The 19337-nt window shown below is 59.2% G+C and carries 22 protein-coding genes, 1 tRNA gene and 1 pseudogene; 16 read left to right on the top strand and 8 right to left on the bottom strand.

From position 1 onward, the window contains the following. Positions 1–152: 152 nt before the first annotated feature. The 5 genes from sbmC to cobT all read left to right on the top strand — a co-directional run bounded on the left by sbmC (position 153) and on the right by cobT (position 4422). Positions 153–626, top strand: coding sequence for a DNA gyrase inhibitor SbmC (gene sbmC, locus CWM58_RS15465; protein WP_012967620.1), 474 nt, complete (start codon positions 153–155; stop codon positions 624–626). Positions 627–724: 98 nt separating this feature from the next. Next, complete coding sequence (locus CWM58_RS15460) at positions 725–1783, top strand: FUSC family protein (protein ID WP_004203544.1); 1059 nt, start codon at positions 725–727, stop codon at positions 1781–1783. Positions 1784–1950: 167 nt separating this feature from the next. Next, a complete protein-coding gene (locus CWM58_RS15455) occupies positions 1951–2274 on the top strand; it encodes a DUF496 family protein (protein WP_002911883.1) in 324 nt (107 codons plus the stop codon). A 312-nt stretch (positions 2275–2586) separates the two neighbouring features. Next, a complete protein-coding gene (gene cobS, locus CWM58_RS15450) occupies positions 2587–3327 on the top strand; it encodes an adenosylcobinamide-GDP ribazoletransferase (RefSeq protein WP_100681265.1) in 741 nt (246 codons plus the stop codon). 27 nt (positions 3328–3354) lie between these two features. Next, positions 3355–4422, top strand: a complete 1068-nt coding sequence (gene cobT, locus CWM58_RS15445; RefSeq protein WP_100681264.1) for a nicotinate-nucleotide--dimethylbenzimidazole phosphoribosyltransferase — start codon at positions 3355–3357, stop codon at positions 4420–4422. A gap of 45 nt (positions 4423–4467) precedes the next feature. Here cobT and CWM58_RS15440 read toward each other — a convergent pair whose 3' ends face one another. Then, entirely contained in the window at positions 4468–5577 is a 1110-nt protein-coding gene (locus CWM58_RS15440; RefSeq protein ID WP_100681263.1) for an adenosylhomocysteinase, read from the bottom strand. Positions 5578–5776: 199 nt separating this feature from the next. Between CWM58_RS15440 and CWM58_RS15435 the strand changes: the two genes are divergently transcribed. After that, positions 5777–6508, top strand: a complete 732-nt coding sequence (locus CWM58_RS15435; protein ID WP_061153966.1) for an HPP family protein — start codon at positions 5777–5779, stop codon at positions 6506–6508. 21 nt (positions 6509–6529) lie between these two features. Here CWM58_RS15435 and CWM58_RS15430 read toward each other — a convergent pair whose 3' ends face one another. Continuing rightward, positions 6530–6919, bottom strand: coding sequence for a tautomerase family protein (locus tag CWM58_RS15430; RefSeq protein ID WP_008804146.1), 390 nt, complete (start codon positions 6917–6919; stop codon positions 6530–6532). Between the two features lie 115 nt (positions 6920–7034). Here CWM58_RS15430 and CWM58_RS15425 point away from each other — a divergent pair, with 115 nt between their 5' ends. Continuing rightward, positions 7035–7991, top strand: coding sequence for a LysR family transcriptional regulator (locus CWM58_RS15425; protein ID WP_100681262.1), 957 nt, complete (start codon positions 7035–7037; stop codon positions 7989–7991). On the opposite strand, the gene CWM58_RS15420 is transcribed toward CWM58_RS15425, so the two are convergent. Both CWM58_RS15420 and shiA read right to left on the bottom strand, forming a co-directional pair. Further along, positions 7951–8691, bottom strand: a complete 741-nt coding sequence (locus CWM58_RS15420) for a lipoyl protein ligase domain-containing protein (RefSeq protein WP_100681261.1) — start codon at positions 8689–8691, stop codon at positions 7951–7953. The two genes, CWM58_RS15425 and CWM58_RS15420, sit on opposite strands and share 41 nt — an antisense overlap. Before the next feature lie 46 nt (positions 8692–8737). Continuing rightward, positions 8738–10057, bottom strand: a complete 1320-nt coding sequence (gene shiA, locus CWM58_RS15415; protein ID WP_100681260.1) for a shikimate transporter — start codon at positions 10055–10057, stop codon at positions 8738–8740. Positions 10058–10363: 306 nt separating this feature from the next. On the opposite strand from shiA, the gene CWM58_RS15405 reads away from it, so the two are divergent. Both CWM58_RS15405 and CWM58_RS15400 read left to right on the top strand, forming a co-directional pair. Continuing rightward, on the top strand, positions 10364–10861 hold the full coding sequence (locus tag CWM58_RS15405; RefSeq protein ID WP_061153970.1) for a molybdopterin-dependent oxidoreductase: 498 nt from the start codon (positions 10364–10366) through the stop codon (positions 10859–10861). Between the two features lie 10 nt (positions 10862–10871). Then, a complete protein-coding gene (locus CWM58_RS15400) occupies positions 10872–12782 on the top strand; it encodes a putative bifunctional diguanylate cyclase/phosphodiesterase (RefSeq protein WP_012967625.1) in 1911 nt (636 codons plus the stop codon). Here the strand turns inward: CWM58_RS15400 and CWM58_RS29045 are convergent. Next, positions 12779–12907: pseudogene (locus CWM58_RS29045) on the bottom strand (hypothetical protein). The gene CWM58_RS15400 and the pseudogene CWM58_RS29045 sit on opposite strands and share 4 nt — an antisense overlap. 97 nt (positions 12908–13004) lie before the next feature. Here CWM58_RS29045 and CWM58_RS15395 point away from each other — a divergent pair. Next, positions 13005–13337 carry a DUF1971 domain-containing protein gene (locus CWM58_RS15395; RefSeq protein WP_061153971.1) on the top strand — a complete coding sequence of 111 codons (333 nt, stop codon included), beginning with the start codon at positions 13005–13007 and terminating at the stop codon, positions 13335–13337. A gap of 6 nt (positions 13338–13343) precedes the next feature. Then, positions 13344–13679 carry a DUF1869 domain-containing protein gene (locus CWM58_RS15390; protein ID WP_100681259.1) on the top strand — a complete coding sequence of 112 codons (336 nt, stop codon included), beginning with the start codon at positions 13344–13346 and terminating at the stop codon, positions 13677–13679. A gap of 5 nt (positions 13680–13684) precedes the next feature. Here the strand turns inward: CWM58_RS15390 and CWM58_RS15385 are convergent, their stop codons facing one another. Beyond that, the gene (locus CWM58_RS15385) at positions 13685–14599 is read right to left on the bottom strand and encodes a LysR substrate-binding domain-containing protein (RefSeq protein WP_012541128.1); all 915 of its coding nucleotides are present in this window, start codon (positions 14597–14599) and stop codon (positions 13685–13687) included. Between the two features lie 131 nt (positions 14600–14730). On the opposite strand from CWM58_RS15385, the gene CWM58_RS15380 reads away from it, so the two are divergent. The 3 genes from CWM58_RS15380 (at position 14731) to CWM58_RS15370 (ending at position 17499) form a co-directional block, all read left to right on the top strand. Further along, the gene (locus CWM58_RS15380; protein WP_100681258.1) at positions 14731–15306 is read left to right on the top strand and encodes a hypothetical protein; all 576 of its coding nucleotides are present in this window, start codon (positions 14731–14733) and stop codon (positions 15304–15306) included. 178 nt (positions 15307–15484) lie between these two features. Next, on the top strand, positions 15485–16321 hold the full coding sequence (locus CWM58_RS15375) for an alpha/beta fold hydrolase (protein ID WP_064323654.1): 837 nt from the start codon (positions 15485–15487) through the stop codon (positions 16319–16321). Positions 16322–16527: 206 nt separating this feature from the next. Beyond that, complete coding sequence (locus CWM58_RS15370) at positions 16528–17499, top strand: sensor domain-containing diguanylate cyclase (RefSeq protein ID WP_012541130.1); 972 nt, start codon at positions 16528–16530, stop codon at positions 17497–17499. Here the strand turns inward: CWM58_RS15370 and CWM58_RS15365 are convergent. Further along, positions 17496–18590: a phosphotransferase gene (locus CWM58_RS15365; RefSeq protein WP_100681257.1), complete on the bottom strand. Its 1095-nt coding sequence runs from the start codon at positions 18588–18590 to the stop codon at positions 17496–17498. The two genes, CWM58_RS15370 and CWM58_RS15365, sit on opposite strands and share 4 nt — an antisense overlap. Before the next feature lie 159 nt (positions 18591–18749). Here CWM58_RS15365 and CWM58_RS15360 point away from each other — a divergent pair, with 159 nt between their 5' ends. Beyond that, positions 18750–19022, top strand: a complete 273-nt coding sequence (locus CWM58_RS15360; protein WP_319826645.1) for a type II toxin-antitoxin system PemK/MazF family toxin — start codon at positions 18750–18752, stop codon at positions 19020–19022. Positions 19023–19075: 53 nt separating this feature from the next. On the opposite strand, the gene CWM58_RS15355 is transcribed toward CWM58_RS15360, so the two are convergent. Next, positions 19076–19151 (bottom strand) — tRNA-Asn (locus CWM58_RS15355). A 5-nt stretch (positions 19152–19156) separates the two neighbouring features. Here CWM58_RS15355 and CWM58_RS29555 point away from each other — a divergent pair. Next, a complete protein-coding gene (locus CWM58_RS29555; protein WP_219163281.1) occupies positions 19157–19336 on the top strand; it encodes a DUF5951 family protein in 180 nt (59 codons plus the stop codon). Position 19337: the final 1 nt, after the last annotated feature.

Raw genomic sequence — 19337 nt, 5'->3', positions numbered from 1 at the left:
CGGTTTTTTTTCGTCTGTCGCTCCTGCTGGCGGGGCGTCTCTTTTTTCAGTAGTGTGATGGCGACTCTGTGAATTCGCGCACATACTGAGGGGGGATCTCCTGTTAAATTAACTGTATATTCATACAGTCATTTATCTCCAAAGGAGGCAAGATGAACTACAGCATCACCACCCTCGGCAAGAAAACCATTGCCGGTTTCCATCTGGTCGGGCCCTGGGATCAAACGGTCAAGCAGGGGTTTGAGCAACTGATGATGTGGGTTGAGAACCATCAGGTGCCCGCCCGTGAATGGCTTGCCGTCTACTACGATAACCCGGAGGAAGTGCCGGCGGAAAAACTGCGCTGCGCCACCGTGGTCGCCGTTGACGAGGATTACGTCATTCCCGCCAACAGCGAAGGGGTGATACTGGCGGCGGTTGCCGGCGGGGATTACGCCTGCGCCCGCGCGCGGGTGGTGGATTACGATTTTGCCACCCCGTGGATGCAGTTTTTCGACAGCCTGCTGCAGAGCACAACGTATCGCGTGGCCCCCAGGCCCTGTTTTGAGATCTATCTCAACGACGGCAACCACGACGGCTACTGGGATATCGACATGTATGTCCCCGTTGAGCGCGTAGCGTCGTAGCGGTTTACCCCTGTTCCGGACAAGGATTTTTACATTCCCGGCACGCTCCGGGCGAAAAAGCAGTTACAATTGGCCTTTTCGTTTTGCCGGAGAGGGTTGTGCGCGCTGATAAATCACTCAAGCCATTTGAGATCCGCTTGTATCGCCATTATCGGGTAGTGCATGGCGTGCGGATTGCGCTGGCCTTTGTGCTCACTTTTTTGCTGGTGCGGCTGCTGAACGTGCCTGAGGGGACCTGGCCTCTCATCACCCTGGTGGTGGTGATGGGTCCGATCTCCTTCTGGGGCAACGTCGTGCCGCGGGCGTTTCAGCGCATCGGTGGCACGATCCTCGGCTCGGCGCTGGGGCTGGTGGCGCTGAAGCTTGAGCTCATCTCCCTGCCGCTGATGGTCCTCTGGTGCGCGGCGGCGATGTTCCTCTGCGGCTGGCTGGCGCTGGGCAAGAAACCCTATCAGGCACTGCTGATCGGCATTACCCTGTCGGTGGTGGTCGGGGCGCCGCCCGGCGATATGCATACCGCGCTGTGGCGAAGCGGCGACGTGATCTTCGGCTCGCTGCTGGCGATGCTGTTTACCGGTATCTGGCCGCAGCGGGCGTTCATCCACTGGCGCATCCAGATGGCCAGCTATGTCACCAACTTTAACCGCCTCTACCAGGCCGGCTTCTCGCCAAATCTGGTGGATCGGCCGCGGCTGGAAAAGCATCTCCAACAGGCGCTGAACGACGTCGTCAAAATGCGCGGGCTGATCACCCCCGCCAGCAAAGAGACGCACATCCAGAAGGCGATCTTCGAGGCTATCCAGACCGTCAGCCGCAACCTCGTCTGCATGCTGGAGCTGCAGATCAACGCCTGGTGGGCCACCCGTCCTGGTCATTTTGTGATGCTCAATGCGCACACCCTGCGGGAGACGCAGCAGATGACCCAGCAGACGCTGTTGGCCATCGCCCACGCCTTGTATGAAGGGAACCCTCAGCCTGTGCGCGCCAACAATGAAAAGCTGAATGAGATCGTTCTCGAACTGCGCCAGCTGATGAAAGAGCAGGGTGACGACAGCCTGGCGGAAACCCCAATTCATGGCTATGTTTGGCTCTCGATTGAACTGGCGCGTCAGCTGGAGCTGCTGTCGCATCTGATCTGCCGCGCGTTGCGCAAATAAGCACCAGATGCACCGGGTAACTGCATGGGTTGTTTCGATTCAGCAGCGTTTAGGGTTATGATAAACGCAAAGGAAAAAACATTGTCATCAGCGACTGCTAGCAGTTATGTTAGCCCTATATCGCAGTCGCTTTACGAATCCGAATCTCAATTATTAGGGGTGTAAAAATGGAAACAACTAAGCCTTCTTTCCAGGACGTACTGGAGTTTGTTCGTCTGTACCGTCGTAAGAACAAACTGCAGCGTGAAATTCAGGACGTTGAGAAAAAGATCCGTGATAACCAGAAGCGCGTTCTGCTGCTGGACAACCTCAGCGACTACATCAAACCGGGCATGAGCGTGGAAGCTATCCAGGGCATCATCGCCAGCATGAAGAGCGATTACGAAGATCGCGTTGATGATTACATCATCAAAAATGCCGAGCTGTCCAAAGAGCGCCGCGACATCTCCAAAAAACTGAAAGTGATGGGCGAAGCCAAAGTCGAAGGCTAATCCCTGCCGGTCCGGCGGCGATCGACGTCGCCGGGCTGTTCTGCTCTCCCTCCCCATTCGTCTCTTTTTCTGCAAAACTTTGTCCCGGCAACTGCCTCTCCTCACCGACTCTTTGCTATACTGCCCCGCGAAAACGTATTGATATCGGAAGGGTTTCTCTCATCCTGGCCGGGCATCTGACGCAGCGGCGTCAGGGCGATATCTCAACACCTCTCACCTCTCCGACGATCGATTCGCCAGAAGACAAACTCAGGTGCTGACCGGGCGCGACCGAACTCTTCCGCTGCTTTCGCCGACAGGAGTCAACCTCACGTGATTAAGTCATTCTTTGCTGCACTCTCGTTTATCAGCCGCCTGCCGGTCCCGGCGCGGTTATCTCAGGGCCTGGAGATCGAACAGTACCAGCGCAGTATCGTCACCTTTCCGCTGGTCGGTTTACTGCTCGGCGCCATCGCCGGCGCGGTGGTGCTCCTCCTGCAACCGTGGTGCGGCGTCCCGCTGGCGGCGCTGTTCGGTGTGCTGGCGCTGGCGCTGCTCACCGGCGGATTTCACCTTGATGGGCTGGCTGATACCTGCGACGGCATCTTCTCGGCCCGTACCCGCGATCGGATGCTGGAGATCATGCGCGACAGCCGGCTGGGCACCCACGGCGGACTGGCGCTGATCTTCGTGCTGGTGGCGAAAGTGCTGGTGGTCGGCGAGCTGTTGCTGCGCGATATCCACCCCATCGCAGCGCTGGCGGCGGCTTGCGCCGTCGGTCGCGGAATGGCGGTGCTGCTGATGTATCGTCATCGCTACGCGCGGGAAAAGGGGCTGGGCAATCTGTTTATTGGCAAAGTTAGCCTGCAGCAGACGCTGGTGACGATGGCGATGGGGGTAGCGCTGGCCACCGTCCTGCTGGGGCTGCAGGGTCTGCGCGCCGCGCTGATCACCCTGGTGCTGATCTGGGGTCTGGGATGGGCGCTGAAGCGAACCCTCGGCGGGCAGACCGGGGATACTCTCGGGGCGGCGATTGAGCTGGGTGAATTACTCTTTTTACTGGCGCTGCTGTAAGGCCTGGCGCCAACGATGAGGAACAGAATGGAAACACTTTCTGCGTTACTGGCTGCCATTCCGCAGCCCGATGTGGCGGGCATGGCGCGCGCTCAGCAGCATATTGATGGCCTGTTAAAGCCGCCCGGTAGCCTTGGCCGTCTGGAGACGCTGGCCGTGCAACTGGCTGGTCTGCCGGGGCTGCAGGGGCAGCTGGCGCTGGCGGAGAAGGCGATAGTGGTCATGTGCGCCGACCATGGCGTCTGGCATGAAGGCGTGACGCCTTCGCCGCAGGTGGTGACGGCCATTCATGCCGGCAATATGGTGCGGGGCAACACCGGCGTCTGCGTGCTGGCGGCGCAGGCCGGGGCCAGGGTGCAGGTGGTGGATGTCGGCATCGATGCCGACCCGCTGCCGGGCCTGATTAACCTCAAGGTGGCCCGCGGTAGCGGGAATATCGCCCGGACGGCGGCGATGAGTCGCCAGCAGGCGGAGACGGTGCTGCTGGCCAGCATGCATCTCACCCGCCAGCTCGCCGCCGACGGGGTGAAAGTTTTTGGCGTCGGCGAACTGGGAATGGCCAATACCACCCCGGCCGCAGCGGTGATCAGTGTCCTGACGGGCAGCGATCCTGACGCCGTGGTGGGCTGTGGGGCCAATCTGCCGCTGGCGCAGCGGGGCCATAAGGTGGCGGTGGTGCGCCAGTCGATAGCCCTTAACCAGCCGAACCCGGAAGAGGGGCTGGATGTCCTGGCGAAGGTGGGCGGTTACGATCTGGTGGGCATGACCGGGGTGATCCTCGGGACGGCCTCCTGTGGTCTGCCGGTGGTGCTGGATGGCTTCCTCTCCTATGCCTCTGCCCTGGCGGCGTGTCGCATGGCTCCGGCGGCGCATCCTTATCTTGTCCCTTCGCACTTATCGGCGGAGAAAGGGGCGCAGATCGCCCTGGACGCGCTGGGTCTGCGGCCGTATCTCGATATGGACATGCGCCTGGGAGAGGGCAGCGGCGCCGCGCTGGCGATGCACCTGCTGGATGCCGCCAGCGTGATGTACAACCAGATGGGAACGCTGGCGCAGAGCAACATTGTACTGCCCGATACCGCGCCCTCGTCCTGATGGTAAAGCGCATCGTCTCCACGATGGGGGGACGATGCGCTGCGTTTACAGCGCCTGCTGCCAGACCGCCTGGGGCAGGAGGTAAACCTGCGCCGGGGCGCGCATGCCGTCGGTGACAATATGGCGAATGCCGCTGGCCATCACCGCCAGGGTGACGTCAAAAGCGTTCAGGCTGTCGCCGAAGCCCGCGGTCAGGTTGAGCATCGAACCATTGGCCAGAAGATAGATGGTTTTGTCAGCCATGCGGTAGGCGTTGATATACGACATCACCTCTTCCTGAGGGTACTGGCGCAGGTACTCGCCGTCGATCTCTTCCGCCACGTGGCCGACGTTAAGGATAAAGACTCCCGCTTTCGCACGGTCCAGCGCCTGGCGATTAACCACGTTTTTCCCGCCTGTCGCCGTGGCCACCACGTCCGCCGAGGCGATAGCCTCCTGCAGATCCACCACGTGCCAGCCGTCGTAGGCCGCTTGCAGACGACGGGCAGGATCGATCTCCGCCACCATCACCTGACCGCCAAAGGCTTTTGCCGCCGCCGCGACGCCCTGGCCGACCAGGCCGTAGCCGATCACCAGCACTTTTTTCTCATGCAGGGTGAGATGAGTGGTCTGGAAGAAGGTGTGCCAGGCGGTGAGACCGACCATATGGCGGTTGTGCAGCCCCTCTTTGACCGGCAGATCGTCCCAGTTAAAGATCGGATAGCCTGGCTGAATATCGCCCAGCCGATTGACGCCCGAGCCAGTGGCTTCCAGACCCGCCACGATGTTACCGAACTCGCCGCGCTGATGGAGCAGGGTGGTGATATCGGCGCCCATCTCGCACAGGTGAGTGGGCTGCCAGGCAATCGCTTTTTCCCATGACTGTTGCCAGTCGGCATCGCTCATATTGCGCCACGCACAGGCCTCGGCGCCGCGCTCCACCAGCCAGGCCACCACGTCGTCTTGCACGGTGGTGGGGTTACAGGTGGTTAAAAAGACCTGAGCGCCCTTGTCGAGGATCCCCTGCACCAGCGGGATCATTTTCATGTCGAGGTGCATACAGCAGGCCAGGCGCACGCCGCTGAGGTCGGGCAGGGCGGCGACCTGACGCAGGGTACGCGGCATATTCTGGCTGGCCCATGCCACTTCTTTCGCTAAAGAGATTTTATTATTCACTGGGTTATGACCTTCAGTTCGCAAAAGGGGTATCCCCCTGACAGAAAAGGGATTCTATCAGCCCACGCGAGAATTCACAGCCCTGTGCCCTCAGGACGAGATTGCCCGCGCTATTCCCTGCGAAATACATGGTTGTTAATGTAAGGTTAAAAAAAGAAAATAAAATATAAGTAATTCCTATGACCTAAGCGATAAAGCGATGTTGAGTGTCATTTCTGCGGGGCTGTTTTCACGGCTGCGGATTTTCCTTGGGCGCCTGAAGCCGCACGCGCTGCCGGTGGCCCGCCGGCATATCGTGCTGGGATCCATTGGCGCCGGCACCGGGCTGGCGGTAACCAGCATGTTCAGCCACTGGCTTCTCGGCGAAGTCAATCTGTGGTTTATTGCCCCCATGGGCGCGTCGGCGGTGCTGTTATTTGGCGTGCCGAGCAGCCCGCTGGCGCAGCCGTGGTCGATTGTCGGCGGTAATGTGCTGTCGGCGCTGATCGGCGTCACGGTGGGTATGCTGGTTCCCCATCCGGCGCTGGCCTGTGGCCTGGCGGCAGCGCTGGCGATCGCCGGGATGTATTTTCTGCGCTGTCTGCATCCCCCCGGCGGCGCGGTGGCCCTGACGGCGATCCTCGGCGGCGCCGGGGTGCACAGCGAAGGCTATCACTTTGTGCTGACGCCGGTGCTGCTCAACTCGCTGATGCTGGCGCTGCTGGCCATCGTGTTTAATAACCTGGTTGGCCGCCGCTACCCCCATCCGCTGGCGGCGGAGGAGGTCAAGCCCCGGGCAGTCCCGCTGGGCATCTCGGTCACCCGGGAGGATATTCACGCCGCGCTGCTGGAAGGCCAGTTCCTCGACATTGATGAAGACGATGTCCAGGAACTGCTGGAGAATATTGAGCAGCAGGCGCGCCAGCGCATCGCGACGGCAGCCCGCCGCTAAGGGCGCGCTTCGGGCTGCGGGTTACAGATCGCCGGTAAGATACTGCGCGACCCCGCGGCCAAAGCTCCAGTCACCTTTCTGATTACTGATAATCGACACCATCACATCATCGCCGCTCAGGCCGCAGTGCTCCGCCAGCTCCTCCTGCAACAGGGCGAAGAAGCGTTGCTTCTGCGCCTCGCTGCGCGGGCTGGTATAGACCCGCACCACTACCAGATCCCGCGTGCGGGTCAGTCCGAGGCCGGTATCGTCAATCACCATATGGTGGGCTTTGTTTTCGTGAACAATCTGGTAGCGGTCGCGTTCCGGTACCTCGAAGGCACGCAGCACGGCGCGATGGGCGGCATCCAGCAGGGTTCTGATCTCCTGTTCCGTACGGCCTTCAATCAGGTCAAATGTCAGTAATGGCATGCAGGTGTTCCTTATCGTTAGGGAATAATGACGGGCTGAACAGGATGCTAGCCGATGCCGTCGCGGGCAAAAACCGCTATAGTTGAATACATTGTTTTTACTGGTGAACAATCACATGAGCGAGAGTCGTCCAGAGAGTTACTGGGCCCATCTGTACTGGCTGACGGTGCTGGAAGAGCAAAAAAGCTATACCCGGGCCGCGGAAAAGCTGGGGATCAGCAAGTCGGCTATCAGCCAGAAAATCAGCGAGCTGGAGCGGGTGACCGGCAAAACCCTGGTCCATCGCACTACCCGCAGCGTCAGCCTCAGCGACGACGGACTGCGGCTGGTGGCGGAGCTCAACGAGCCGTTTGGTCAGTTGCGGGATATTTTCACCGGCGCCTGTGATGAGGGCGGGCCGCTGCGGGGAACGCTGCGCCTGACCGCGCCGGTGGCCTTTTCCCGCCAGCAGCTGGTCCCGGCGATCGCGCCGTTTTTGCATCAGCATCCCCAGCTGCATTTGCAGCTTGAGGTGACCGACCGGCTGGTCTCTCTGGCCAGCGAAGGGTTCGACCTCGCCATCCGCCATTGTCGGCGCGAGGCGCTGCCGGACACCCACGTCGCCTGGCCGCTGTGTCACACCGCGACGCTGATCGCCGCGTCCGCTGACTATATTCGCCGCCATGGCCGCCCGGAGACCCCCGACGATCTGCGCCACCACCAGTGCCTGACCTATCCCCGTGGGCCACAGCGCCCGCAGTGGACGTTCGCCTCCCGCCAGGCGCCCGATGAACGGGTGACCATCAACGTGCAGGGGCCCTTCGCCACGAATAACAGCGAGTCGCTACGCGATGCCGTGCTGGCGGGACTGGGGGTGGCGCTGCTGCCGGATTTCAGCGCCCGGGAGGCCATTGGCCGCGGGCTGGTGCAGGAGCTGCTGCCCGCGTGGCAGCCGGTGGAGGTGTTCGCCGATCGGCTGTATGTCATCCGGCCCTATACCCCGCGCGTGTCGCGCGCGGTGGAAACCTTCAGCCGCTACCTGAAAGCGACCTTCAGCGAGCCGCGTCCAGCTCCCGCGCCAGCGCCTCGCTAAAGCGGGGCAGCAGATGGCGCTCGCCGGGAAGCCGCTGCGCGAGGGTGACGGTTTTGTCGGCGCAATAGACCCGCTCGCTGCCGAGCTGCGCTTCAAAGGCGTTCGCCGCCTGATGTGCGGCGGTAAGGTCAGCGTCAATCAGGATCACCGCATGGGCCAGCACCACGTGGCCGCGGCCTGCCGCCAGCGGCCGCCAGTACTGGGCGGTACCGACAATCTTGCGCGCCTCCTCGCCCTCCCCGCAGGCGAGGTTATACCGGCCATCGCAAAAGGAACCGTTTACTGCCCGGGCGTGGCTGGCAACGCCGAAGTGCGCCAGGGTACGCTGCAGCACCGCGCACAGCGAGAGGTAGATGGGTTCGGCGACCTCGCCGAGCGGCTGCTGCACCGGCCAGGCGAGACTAAGGTTGATAATGCCCGGCCCCTGGGGCACCAGACCGCCCCCGGAGCGGCGAAGCCATACCGGCCAACCGCGCGCGGCAAAATGCGCGCTGACCGCTGGCAGGTCCGCAAACTGACGATAGCTCCCGGGCACCACAAATCCCTGCGGCGCCTGCCAGAGTTGGGCGACGGCCTCCCCGGCGCTGGCTTTGGCAAACAGCGGCTGTTCCGCCTGGGTGGGGTCCTCGCAAAACTGCAGCGCCAGCGAGGAGGGGGTAAAACGGCGAGGCCAGCAGTTGGCCAGGGACAACAGAGACATGCATTCTCCTTACCGGAGGGCGCGGGTCACGCCCCCCGCAGGTGGGTCAGTGGACGGTCTGTTTTTTCATCAGCAGGGCGGTGAGCGCCGACAGCAGGCATCCCGCGGTCAGATAGAGGGCCACGCTGTGCCATGAACCGCCGGAGAAGGTGACCAGTGCCGCGGCGATAAACGGCGTAAAGCCGCCGCCGACCACGCTCGCCACCTGGTAGCCGACGCCGGCGCCGCTATAGCGATAGCTGGCGCCGAACAGCTCGGTAAACATCGGTTGCTGGACGCAGACCACCATATCATGGGCGATATTGGCCAGCATCAGGGCGAAGAACAGGATCCAGAAGACGGACTGACTCTCCATCGCCATAAAGAAAGGAAACCCGCTCAGGGTACCGATCAGCGCCCCGGTGATATAGATCCGCCGACGGCCATAGCGGTCAGCCAGCCAGGCGAAGCAGGGGATAGTCAGGCAGCTAAGCCCGCCCACCAGCAGGCCGATGTTGAGAAACAGTTCGCGCGGCAGACCGAGGTTTTGCGTGGAGTAACTGAGGGCGAAGGCGGTGACGATATACATCGTCAGCAGCTCGCACAGCCGCAGCGCAATAATCAATAAAAACGCCCCCGGATGGCGGAGCAGCGCTTCCACCACCGGTAATCGCTTCTTCTCTGGCTGAAGGTTGGCCTGGCTCTGCTGTGCTTCAAATTCCTGCGATTCCGCCATGCCGTTACGGATCCACAGCGCAATAAGGACCAGCACCACGCTGAACAGGAACGGTACGCGCCAGCCCCAGCTGAGGAACTGCTCGTCGGTGGTCAGGCTGCTGATCAGCGATACCAGCCCGGTCGAGAGCAGCAGGCCGACGCCGTAGCCCACCTGCACCCCGCTGCTGTAAAAGGCTTTTTTTCCCTGCGGGGCGTTCTCCACCGAAAGCAGTGCCGCGCCGCCCCATTCCCCGCCGACGGCAAACCCCTGAACCGCCCGCAGGAACACCAGCAGCGCCGGCGCCCACCAGCCGATCTGGCTGAACGAGGGGAGCAGGCCGATGCAGGCGGTGGCGATACCCATCATCCAGACGGTCATCATCAGCATCCGTTTGCGCCCGAGGCGGTCGCCAAAGTGGCCAAAGATAATCCCGCCGAGCGGGCGAAAAAGAAACCCGACGCCGAAAGTGGCAAAGGCGGCAAGGGTTCCCATCGCCGGGCCGATCTGCGGGAAAAATTCGCGGTTGAACACCAGCGCGGCGGTAATGCCGTAGAGAAGAAAATCGTACCAGTCGACCACCGCGCCGGCAAAACTACCCCATGCCGCCCGCCGGGCGCGAAGCAATGAATCTGGCGCCTCGACGGGCTGCACGCTTATTGTTGAATCCATACCCTGTCCTGTCAGTCACGTAATTTGTCGTTATTGGAATGAGACGCTTTTACTATTGCGTCTGCTCTGAGACTACCGCGCAGCGGCCCAGGAGGAAAGTAGTTTGCCTGCTAAGCGGGGAGATGGTGCAAAAAAGAAGCGACGGGAAAGGCGGGCTAAATCACACCCTGTACTAAACATTCTGGCAATTTGCCAGCCAGCTTATACTTTTAATTAAATCAACGGATAACAAAGAGGGACACCTTTTAAGAATTGACGTAAATGGTTTACACTTAACATGTCTCCTTCTCTGGAATGGTGAGTTAAATGCGTCTACTTCTTGCAGTGTTATTTTGTTCTGTCATGTTGCCTTCTGCTTATGCTGAAAAACTGCCTGCGCCGACAGGAAAACCTGTACTGACCATTTCCGGAAAAATCGGGAATACGAACGTCGGTGACAAGGCCGTTTTTGACCTCGCGGCGCTGGAAAAACTGGGGATGAAGACGGTGGAAACCACCACCCCCTGGTACACCGGTAAGGTTCGTTTTGAGGGTATTCCCCTTAATAAACTCATGGATTTAGTCGGTGCTAAGGGCAAATCCGCCCGCGTGTTGGCGCTTAACGACTACACCACCATTATTCCGATTGATGATTTTTATAAATTCCCGGTCATTATGGCGTTAAAAATGAACGGCGAATATATGCGTGTTCGCGATAAAGGTCCATTATTTATCGTCTACCCTTACGATAGCAGTGCTGAATTACAAAACCAGATCTATTATTCCCGATCGGCCTGGCAAGTTTCTAAGATTATTATAGAGTAAGGGTTGGATCTTGAATCGAATACTCACGGCTATTATTTTGTCGTTATTTATTGTTACCGGATATATTACTTATCTGGTGCATGAGCGACAGAGTGAGTTGCAAAAATTTACCCGCTATACAGACTCGTGGTCAATGTCGCAGATGGTGTCGGAATATATGCGACTGGAGTCTCGTCTGGCGGGAATGGCGATCGGGGCCGAAGGGGCGGACCACGATGAGGTGCGCCTGCGCCTGGAGATCATGATGAGCCAGATCGAACTCCTGCAGCAGGGCGATCTGGGTAAATTTATTAATAAAAGCGAACAGCGGAAGACGGTGGTCGCGACGCTGATTCGTAATCTTCATCTGCTTGATAAACAAGTTGATACCATGACGCCGGAGCAGGTCAAACAGATCCTTCCGGTGTTGAGTGAACTGGATGGCCCCCTGACCTCAATGGCCGCCGCCACCCTGACGCAAGATATTAATATTGTTAATATCACGCATGATAAAATCCAGCATCTTTATTATATCTATTCGGTGATCTCCATTCTGCTGATCGCCATGTGTATTACTCTCGGTCTGCTGATGCTCCGGCAGAATAATAACCTGCGTCGCGCCCATGTGCGCATGAAGACGCTGGCCAACGATCTGCAGGCCTCGAAAGAGAAGCTGCAGGTGCAGAACCGCCGACTGCAGTACGATGCCTACCATGATTCGCTGACCGGTATGCCGAATCGTCTCTCTTTCTGGCAGCGGCTGCAGGAGATTGTCAACCAGGTGCGTCCCTATCAGGGGTGCGCGGTGGTGATGCTGTTCGACCTCGACAGCTTTAAGGATGTGAACGATACCCTCGGCCATGATGCTGGCGATAAGCTGCTGCAGGATCTGGCCAGCCGTCTCTCTTTTTTCCGCAAAACCTCCGAGACGCTGTATCGCCTTGGCGGCGATGAGTTCGCGATGCTCTCTTACGATCTGACTGAAGAGATGGCTCTCGAGCGCGCCAATGTTATTCGGGAGAAGATCAGCCAGCCCTATCAGATCTACGATGCGCAGATTAATATCGACGCCTGCATCGGGATCGTTATCTCTGACGGCGAAAGCCGGACCGATTATCTGTACAAGTGTGCCGACCTTGCGCTGTACGAGGCAAAAAAAGAGGGTAGCGGTCATGTGCAAATTTTCCGGCCGGGCATGCTGCAGCGCCTGCAGGAGAATAAATCGTTCGAAGATGACCTGCTGCAGGCGCTGGCCCATGACGAATTTAAAGTCTACTACCAGCCGATCGCCGATACCGTTACGCGTGAAATCTACGGCTATGAAGCGCTGGTTCGCTGGTTCCATCCCGTGCGCGGCGCCGTGCCGCCGACGGTGTTTATTCCCGTCGCGGAGAAAATCGGCCTGATCAATACCCTCGGCGAGTGGGTGCTGAAAACCGCCTGCGCCGAAGCGGCCAGTTGGGCGACGCCGCTAAAAGTCTCGGTCAACGTTTCGCCGATTCAACTGATGAACACGTCGTTGACCGATACCATTATCGGCGTGCTGCAGCAGACCGGCCTCGATCCGCGACGTCTGGATCTGGAGATCACCGAGTCGGACGTGTTCAATGAGAATACCCGTTCGCTGGAAATTCTCAGCCAGCTGCGCGAGCAGGGCATTCAGATTTCCATTGATGACTTTGGTACCGGCTATTCTTCTCTGTCGCGTTTAAGCTACTTCCCGTTCGATAAAATCAAAATCGACCGCTCGTTTGTTATCAATATTCCGGAGCAAAAAGACGATTTGGATATCGTTCGCCTGATTATCAGTATGGGAAAGAGCCTGCATATGCGTATTGTGGCGGAAGGCGTGGAAACCGAAGAGCAGTTGACCTCGCTGCAGGCGCTGGGGTGCGACCTGGTCCAGGGGTATTTAATCGGCAAGCCGAGTCCGCTGCGCTAACAAATTTTTAACGCGTTTATTTTTATTCTCCCGGGCGATTTCAGGATCCTGAAATCGCCTTTTTTATTTTATCGCGCCGCTAATCCCTGAGAGGTATAAAAAGGAGTAGACGGTATAATCAGCAATAAAATAATATCCTTAGCGTTTAAAAGGGGTATATGATATGCATCATAAAGGCTATTTCTGACCGTCGCATTTGAGACGGTAAAGTGAGGCACAATCATGCAGCGAATCATTATTCCCACCCATTACGTTCACACCCGCAGCACGCCGCTGTGGACCAAAGAGACCGCCCCGGCCTCTATCTGGCGACGCCATCTGGATGCTGGCACCCGGCAGGGCGTCTATCCTCGTCTCTCGGTGATGCAGGGGGCTATCCGCTATCTCGGCTATGCCGATGAAACCAGCCCCGATCCTGTTGAAACCCTGACCATTGAAGCCGGGCAGTTTGGCGTTTTTCCGCCGGAGAAATGGCACTGTATTGAGGCGCTCAGCGAGGACACGGTTTTTAATGTCGACTTTTACGTTGATCCGAAAATTCTCATCGAGGGATAACCAGAGATGAACAGTGAAAATAAAGGCTATGCCTTGGCGGTAGAGAACGGCCAGCTTCACGAAAAACGCGAAAAAATATATCTCAAACCGATGGCGCTTTATATTCCTCAGCACGCGGTGGAGGCGGTAAATAGTCTGCTGGATGACCTGCCGGGTGGTAATGAAGAAGGGGAGTGGGTGTTAACCGTCACCAATAATAATAACGGCGTCTCGGTTGATAAAACCTTTTCCTCGCTGGCGGCGCTGCGCGACCCGCTCACCGCCGCTGATGCGGTGAAGGATCTGATCAATATCGTTCGCGGCTACGAGTCCGATGAAGAGACCAACGTTTGCGGCTGGTAAGCCCGCTACTCTTCCGCCGGATGGCGACCGTCACCTAATACCATCTGGCCGACCAGCCACTCCCGCAGAGCGATAATATCCGCGCGCTGCGCCGCTGCCTCGGTGGTGACCAGGTAGTAGCAGGCGCCCGGTAATGCACAGCTAAACGGCGCGGACAACACCCCACGCTGCAGCAGATCCCGCGCCAGCAGTTCGCTGGCGATCACCACTCCCTGGCCGGCCACCGCCGCCTGCAGGGCATGGGTCTCATCGCTAAAGGTTAACCCCGTATCAATATTCAGCGTCGACGGCCCATAGCGGCGGCGCCAGTTCTCCCAGTTTGGCGAGTCGGCCGGCACGCGGCGGTTGGCGACGTGAAACAGCGTCACCCGCTGCAGATCTTCAGGCCGGGCGAGGCCCAGGGACGGGCTGGCGACCACGATAAAACGATCTTCATACAGCAGCGTGCAGCACAGGTCCGGCTCCGGCGTTTCACGATAGCGAATCGCGGCGTCCACGGTACCCAGTTGCAGATCCACCCGTTCGACGCTGGTGTGCAGACGCAGGTCGATAGCCGGAAAGCGGGCGGTAAAGTCCGCCAGCCGTGGCACCAGCCAGTGGGTGAGAAAATTGGAGGTGGTGGTGACAGTTAAGGATGGTGGCTGACGGGCATGAGCGATCTGGACGACGGCCTGTTCCAGGGCGCTAAAAGCGCGCTGCGTGGCGGCGTAGAGGATCTCGCCATCCGCAGTCAGACTAACGCCCTGTGCGCTGCGTTCGCACACCCGGCACTCCAGCACCGACTCCAGCAGTTTAATCTGATGGCTGACCGCCGTCGCGCTGACGCCGAGCGCCCCGGCGGCCTGTTTAAAACTGCGGTGGCGGGCGACGGCATGAAAGGCGCGCAGCGCCCCCAGCGGCGGTAGACGGGGTGTTCTCATGGCTGAGTTTTTCTCATCTATTGCTGAAAACTATGCGTTTGTGTAAGGCAATATAGTGGCGATAGGCTACGAGCATGTAAAGACAACAACATGAATTAAATTCATGCTTCTTCACCTGTCAGGAGTCAATTATGCACGTTGTAAGCCGCTACACCGCCGCGGACGCGGCGGGGATGATCGAGCCGCGTGGCCGCGCCATCGCCCTGAGCGTGGCTTTTGCCGCCGGAGCCTTGCTGTTAAACATGGTTCCCGTTATCGGAGTGACCGGCACGCTGAGTCTGCTGACGGCACTGAGCGCCGCCTGCGGCGCCGGGTGGGGATCCACACGCGGGCATTCCTGGCTTTATCGCTCGCCCCTGGTTGCGACGCGCTGGGCCTTTCTGCTGTCGGCGGCCGGCTGGCTGCTGGCGCTGGTGGCCTGGTATGGCGGGCAGGACTGGCCCGCCATGCTGCCGGGCGTGGCGTGCGGCGGGGCGGGGGCGGTTGTCGCCTGGCGGATTGCGGCGGGACGGTCGGTGCAGTGTGGGCCCAGAGTCGGTGGCGCAACGCTGCTGAGCGTGGTCGTTGTCATCGTGGCGACGCTATTGGCCCAACACACTACCGGGGCCGGGCGCAGCGGCGTGTGCTTCGCCTTCGCCGTGCTGCTGGACCTGTCGCTGCTCGGCGCGCTGATCGTGCGTATCAGGCAGCAGGAGAGTGCGGCGTAAGTGAGTCCGGGAGGCAAATGAAACGAGACGGGGTAAGTCACCCGGCGTGGTGACAAATTTCTTCTACACTGTTACAGGCATCACATTCCTGTGCGGTCGGCACTCCTGCCGGCCGCCGTCGGCATTCAGCCCAGGCACGGGCCTGCAGGCTGGTTATCCTGAAAGAGGAGTCTGTAATATGGCATTTGTCACCACCCAAGACGGCGTCAACATTTACTTCAAAGACTGGGGTCCAAAGGAAGCTCAGCCGATTGTCTTTCATCACGGCTGGCCCCTGAGCGCCGACGACTGGGATAACCAGATGTTGTTTTTCCTTGCCGAAGGTTTCCGGGTCATCGCTATCGACCGTCGGGGTCATGGCCGCTCCGATCAGGTTAGCGAGGGGCACGATATGGACCATTACGCGGCGGACGTTTCGGCGGTAGTGGAACATCTGGATCTGCACAATGCGGTCCACGTCGGGCACTCCACCGGCGGCGGCCAGGTCGCCCGCTACGTCGCCCGCTACGGCCAGCCGCAGGGCCGGGTGGCAAAAGCGGTATTGATCAGCGCCGTCCCGCCGCTGATGGTGAAAACCGAGCAGAATCCGGGCGGTACGCCGATCGAGGTGTTTGACGGTTTCCGCAAAGCGCTGGCGGCGAACCGCGCCCAGTTCTATCTCGACGTCGCCTCTGGCCCGTTCTATGGCTTCAATCGTGACGGAGCTGAAGTGTCGCAGGGGACGATCCAGAACTGGTGGCGACAGGGAATGATCGGCAGCGCCAAGGCCCATTATGAAGGCATCAAGGCGTTTTCAGAGACCGACCAGACGGAAGACCTTAAGTCGATCACCTTGCCGGTGCTGGTGTTGCAGGGGGATGACGACCAGGTGGTTCCCTATAAAAATGCGGCCATCCTGCAGGACAAGCTGCTGCCAAACAGCCAGCTGATCATTTATCCTGGCTTCCCGCACGGGATGCACACCACCCACGCCGATACCATCAACGCCGATCTGCTGGCGTTTATCCGCGCCTGATCTTCCCCCTTTGCCGGACAGAATGCCGTTAATGGCATTCCGCCAGTGCCCTGGCCGCCCGTCGCCGGGGCACGCTGGTTGACGAGCAGGGGAAATCTGCTTAACTCATGGGATACCTGACGACTATTTTCCCCCTGGCAGGATAAAACGCCGGGTTTCTCTGTAGAAACCCGGCAGAATTCTGCGCAAGAGACAAGAGAGAGACAATGAAATTAGCCGGACTTCATCCCGACGAGCAGCGTCGCCTGCAATCGCTACGCTCTTCCGGGCTGTTGAATAGCGGAAAAGAAGAACGCTTCGATCGCCTGACCAGGCTTGCCCGTTCGCTGTATAACCTGCCGGTGGCGTCCATCAGTCTGGTGGGGGAAGATCTCCTGCATATTAAGTCCTGTGCCGGTCTCGATGTGGACACGGTGCCGAGAGATATTTCATTTTGCGCCCATACCATCCTGCAAACCGACCCGCTTATCGTCAACGACATGCAGCAGGACGAGCGCTTTCACGATAACCCGCTGGTCATTGCGGCGCCGTATATCCGCTTTTACGCCGGGTATCCGGTGCAACTGCCGGATGGCGCGACCGTTGGATCGTTCTGTCTGATGGATCACCAGCCGCGTTCATTTTCCGCCCATGAAATGCAGATCTTAAGCGATCTGGCGGCGATCGTGGAGGATGAGTTCAAGGTGCTGGATGCAGCAACCTCTGATGAGCTGACGGGACTGTTTAATCGCCGGGGATTCCTTACCCTGGCGGAGTATGCCCTGCTGACGGCCCAGCGCCGCCAGGAGCCGGTAAGCCTCGCCTTTGTCGACCTCGACCGCTTCAAGCACATCAATGATACCTGGGGGCATGAAGAGGGCGACCGCGCGCTGATCGCCATCGCCGATTTGATGAAAGCGGCCTTCCGTGAGTCCGATATCCTCGCCAGGCAGGGTGGGGACGAATTTATCATTCTGTTCGCCAATACCAGTCGCCACGATGCCGCGACAGCGATGGAGACGCTCAGTCACAACGTGGCCCGTTTCAACCAGCAGGCGGCTCACCCCTGGCAGCTGGCGTTCTCCTGGGGCTGCGTCGAGTACGATCCCGCCAGCCATCCCAGTCTCAACGCGCTGGTGGCCACCGCTGACCGGCTGATGTACCAGGCGAAGCAGAAGCAGGGTCGCGAGCGTCGCTAACCTGGCGTGGAGGCGTTCTGCAGGTACCGCTGCGCCAGCTGCCGCTTCTGCGCATAGCTGCTGAGCAGCGCCTGCTGTGATTTGCCTTCGTTATCGTAAAACAGACCGCCTTCGTCGGCGATAAAGCGATAATGCTGTTCCAGCTGGCCTATCACCCAGTCGATACGTTGCAGGGTGAGTAAGGTACACGACTGGCCATGCAGATCGTCTTCGATATCCAGCACGTGGGAGCGGAAAGCCTCCACAGCAAATAACCGGCTCAGCGCGGCTGGGTCCGCCAGCGCCGACGCCCAGCGCGCCGTTATCTGCTGAAAATGGGCCTGCACCTGCGGGGCGGCCTGTCGGGCGCGGAGCCAGGCGAGCTTGCGCCGGTAGCTTTCGACCGCCAGCCGCTTCAGATCGCGATAGTGCGCCAGCTGCTGCTCCGCGCCGGGAACCTGGGTCATCAGCCAGCTAAAAAAGAAGCGGGTCTCAAAGCGCTCGACAAAGTGGAACAGCGGATCGGCCAGACCGTTGCTGTTGAATTCCCTGAGCGGATCGAAGGGATACATGTAGCCAAAATCGAACAGCCACAGCTGCTCCTGATGGTCCACCAGCAGATTTCCACGACAGAGATCCCACTCCATCAGCCCCTGTTCCTCACAGGCTTCCAGGGTAGTAAATAGCTGGGCGATCAGCGGCGGGGTCAGATGGTGAATCAGCTCGCCATCGATCCACGGCGAGAGCAGGATGCCGAGGCGATAATCGGCATACAGCGTTGGGACGATGTGGGTGAAGCGCGGGGCGGTGACCGGGTTATCCTTCAGCCGTTGCAACGCTTGCCGGCGCTGCACTTCATTTAAAAACGACAGCTGGCCGTTGAGGTTGGCGACGCCGGCGACGGCGCGTCGTTTTTTTAAATTGTACTCCTTGCCGGCGATGCGCAGCCGGTAAACCTCGCCGGTCAGTCCCGAGCCGTATACCTGCACTACATAGGGTGAATCGGGGCCCAGCGCAGCGAGGGTTTCTGGTGGCAGCGGGCAGTGGCTGACGTCGCCGACGATAAGGGGTTCTCCGCTGCGATCGAACGCCTGCTGTTGTCTGAGGTTCATGGTGCCTCCGGGTGTAACGTTAGACAGCGTGGATAATCCACGCTATCTCACCCGCAAGCGGCAGTGAATTCATCCTACTGGCGGGGGCTTTTTCAGGCTGAGCTGGGGTGCGTTCACGGAGGATACTCGGGGCGTAGGGCGGCGGCAGGGAAGGGCGCAGTGAGTCTCGGCGGGTTCTGGCGGCTGGAGGCATCGTTTAACAAGCTGACCCGACTACCGGTCGTGGTTCCCGTCACCAGCGGCGGACACTTTGCACGTACAGCAGGTTTCACTGTTTCACTGGAAGAGGCGGGGACCAAAACAACAGGCGTTATTCGCTGCGACCAGCCCAGAACTATCGATATGGCGGCCCGGAACGGCAAGCGTCTGGAACGCATACCTGACGCCGTTGTCAATGAGGTGCTTGCCAGGCTGGATGCGATTCTCAGTTAACGTCAGCGACGCAAAAAAGCAAAAAGCCTGCTCGAAAGCAGGCTTTTTAAATGTGGCTCCTCTGACTGGACTCGAACCAGTGACATACGGATTAACAGTCCGCCGTTCTACCGACTGAACTACAGAGGAATCGTGTGGAGTCGTATCTTAGCGGCGAAAAATCTTTTGTCAAACATCAATTCGCCTGTTCAGGTGCAACTGCCGCTTCCATCAACAATTTGTTGTCATTTCCGACAATTATTCAGGAAAAATACTTTGCAGGATATCCATTTCTCAATCATCATTTGAAATGTTGTTTCAACATCTCTCACTAAG

The organism is Klebsiella sp. H-Nf2, assembly GCF_002806645.1.
Classification (GTDB): domain Bacteria; phylum Pseudomonadota; class Gammaproteobacteria; order Enterobacterales; family Enterobacteriaceae; genus Klebsiella; species Klebsiella variicola.
Note: the sequence above shows the minus strand (reverse complement) of the source record. Positions and strands in the feature narration are given on the sequence as shown.

Coding starts and splice junctions, on each gene's coding strand:
- sbmC (WP_012967620.1), top strand. CDS start 153: ATGAACTACAGCATCACCACCCTCGGCAAGAAAACCATTGCCGGTTTC.
- CWM58_RS15455 (WP_002911883.1), top strand. CDS start 1,951: ATGGAAACAACTAAGCCTTCTTTCCAGGACGTACTGGAGTTTGTTCGT.
- cobT (WP_100681264.1), top strand. CDS start 3,355: ATGGAAACACTTTCTGCGTTACTGGCTGCCATTCCGCAGCCCGATGTG.
- CWM58_RS15435 (WP_061153966.1), top strand. CDS start 5,777: ATGTTGAGTGTCATTTCTGCGGGGCTGTTTTCACGGCTGCGGATTTTC.
- CWM58_RS15430 (WP_008804146.1), bottom strand. CDS start 6,919: ATGCCATTACTGACATTTGACCTGATTGAAGGCCGTACGGAACAGGAG.
- CWM58_RS15425 (WP_100681262.1), top strand. CDS start 7,035: ATGAGCGAGAGTCGTCCAGAGAGTTACTGGGCCCATCTGTACTGGCTG.
- CWM58_RS15420 (WP_100681261.1), bottom strand. CDS start 8,691: ATGTCTCTGTTGTCCCTGGCCAACTGCTGGCCTCGCCGTTTTACCCCC.
- shiA (WP_100681260.1), bottom strand. CDS start 10,057: ATGGATTCAACAATAAGCGTGCAGCCCGTCGAGGCGCCAGATTCATTG.
- CWM58_RS15405 (WP_061153970.1), top strand. CDS start 10,364: ATGCGTCTACTTCTTGCAGTGTTATTTTGTTCTGTCATGTTGCCTTCT.
- CWM58_RS15395 (WP_061153971.1), top strand. CDS start 13,005: ATGCAGCGAATCATTATTCCCACCCATTACGTTCACACCCGCAGCACG.
- CWM58_RS15390 (WP_100681259.1), top strand. CDS start 13,344: ATGAACAGTGAAAATAAAGGCTATGCCTTGGCGGTAGAGAACGGCCAG.
- CWM58_RS15385 (WP_012541128.1), bottom strand. CDS start 14,599: ATGAGAACACCCCGTCTACCGCCGCTGGGGGCGCTGCGCGCCTTTCAT.
- CWM58_RS15380 (WP_100681258.1), top strand. CDS start 14,731: ATGCACGTTGTAAGCCGCTACACCGCCGCGGACGCGGCGGGGATGATC.
- CWM58_RS15375 (WP_064323654.1), top strand. CDS start 15,485: ATGGCATTTGTCACCACCCAAGACGGCGTCAACATTTACTTCAAAGAC.
- CWM58_RS15370 (WP_012541130.1), top strand. CDS start 16,528: ATGAAATTAGCCGGACTTCATCCCGACGAGCAGCGTCGCCTGCAATCG.
- CWM58_RS15365 (WP_100681257.1), bottom strand. CDS start 18,590: ATGAACCTCAGACAACAGCAGGCGTTCGATCGCAGCGGAGAACCCCTT.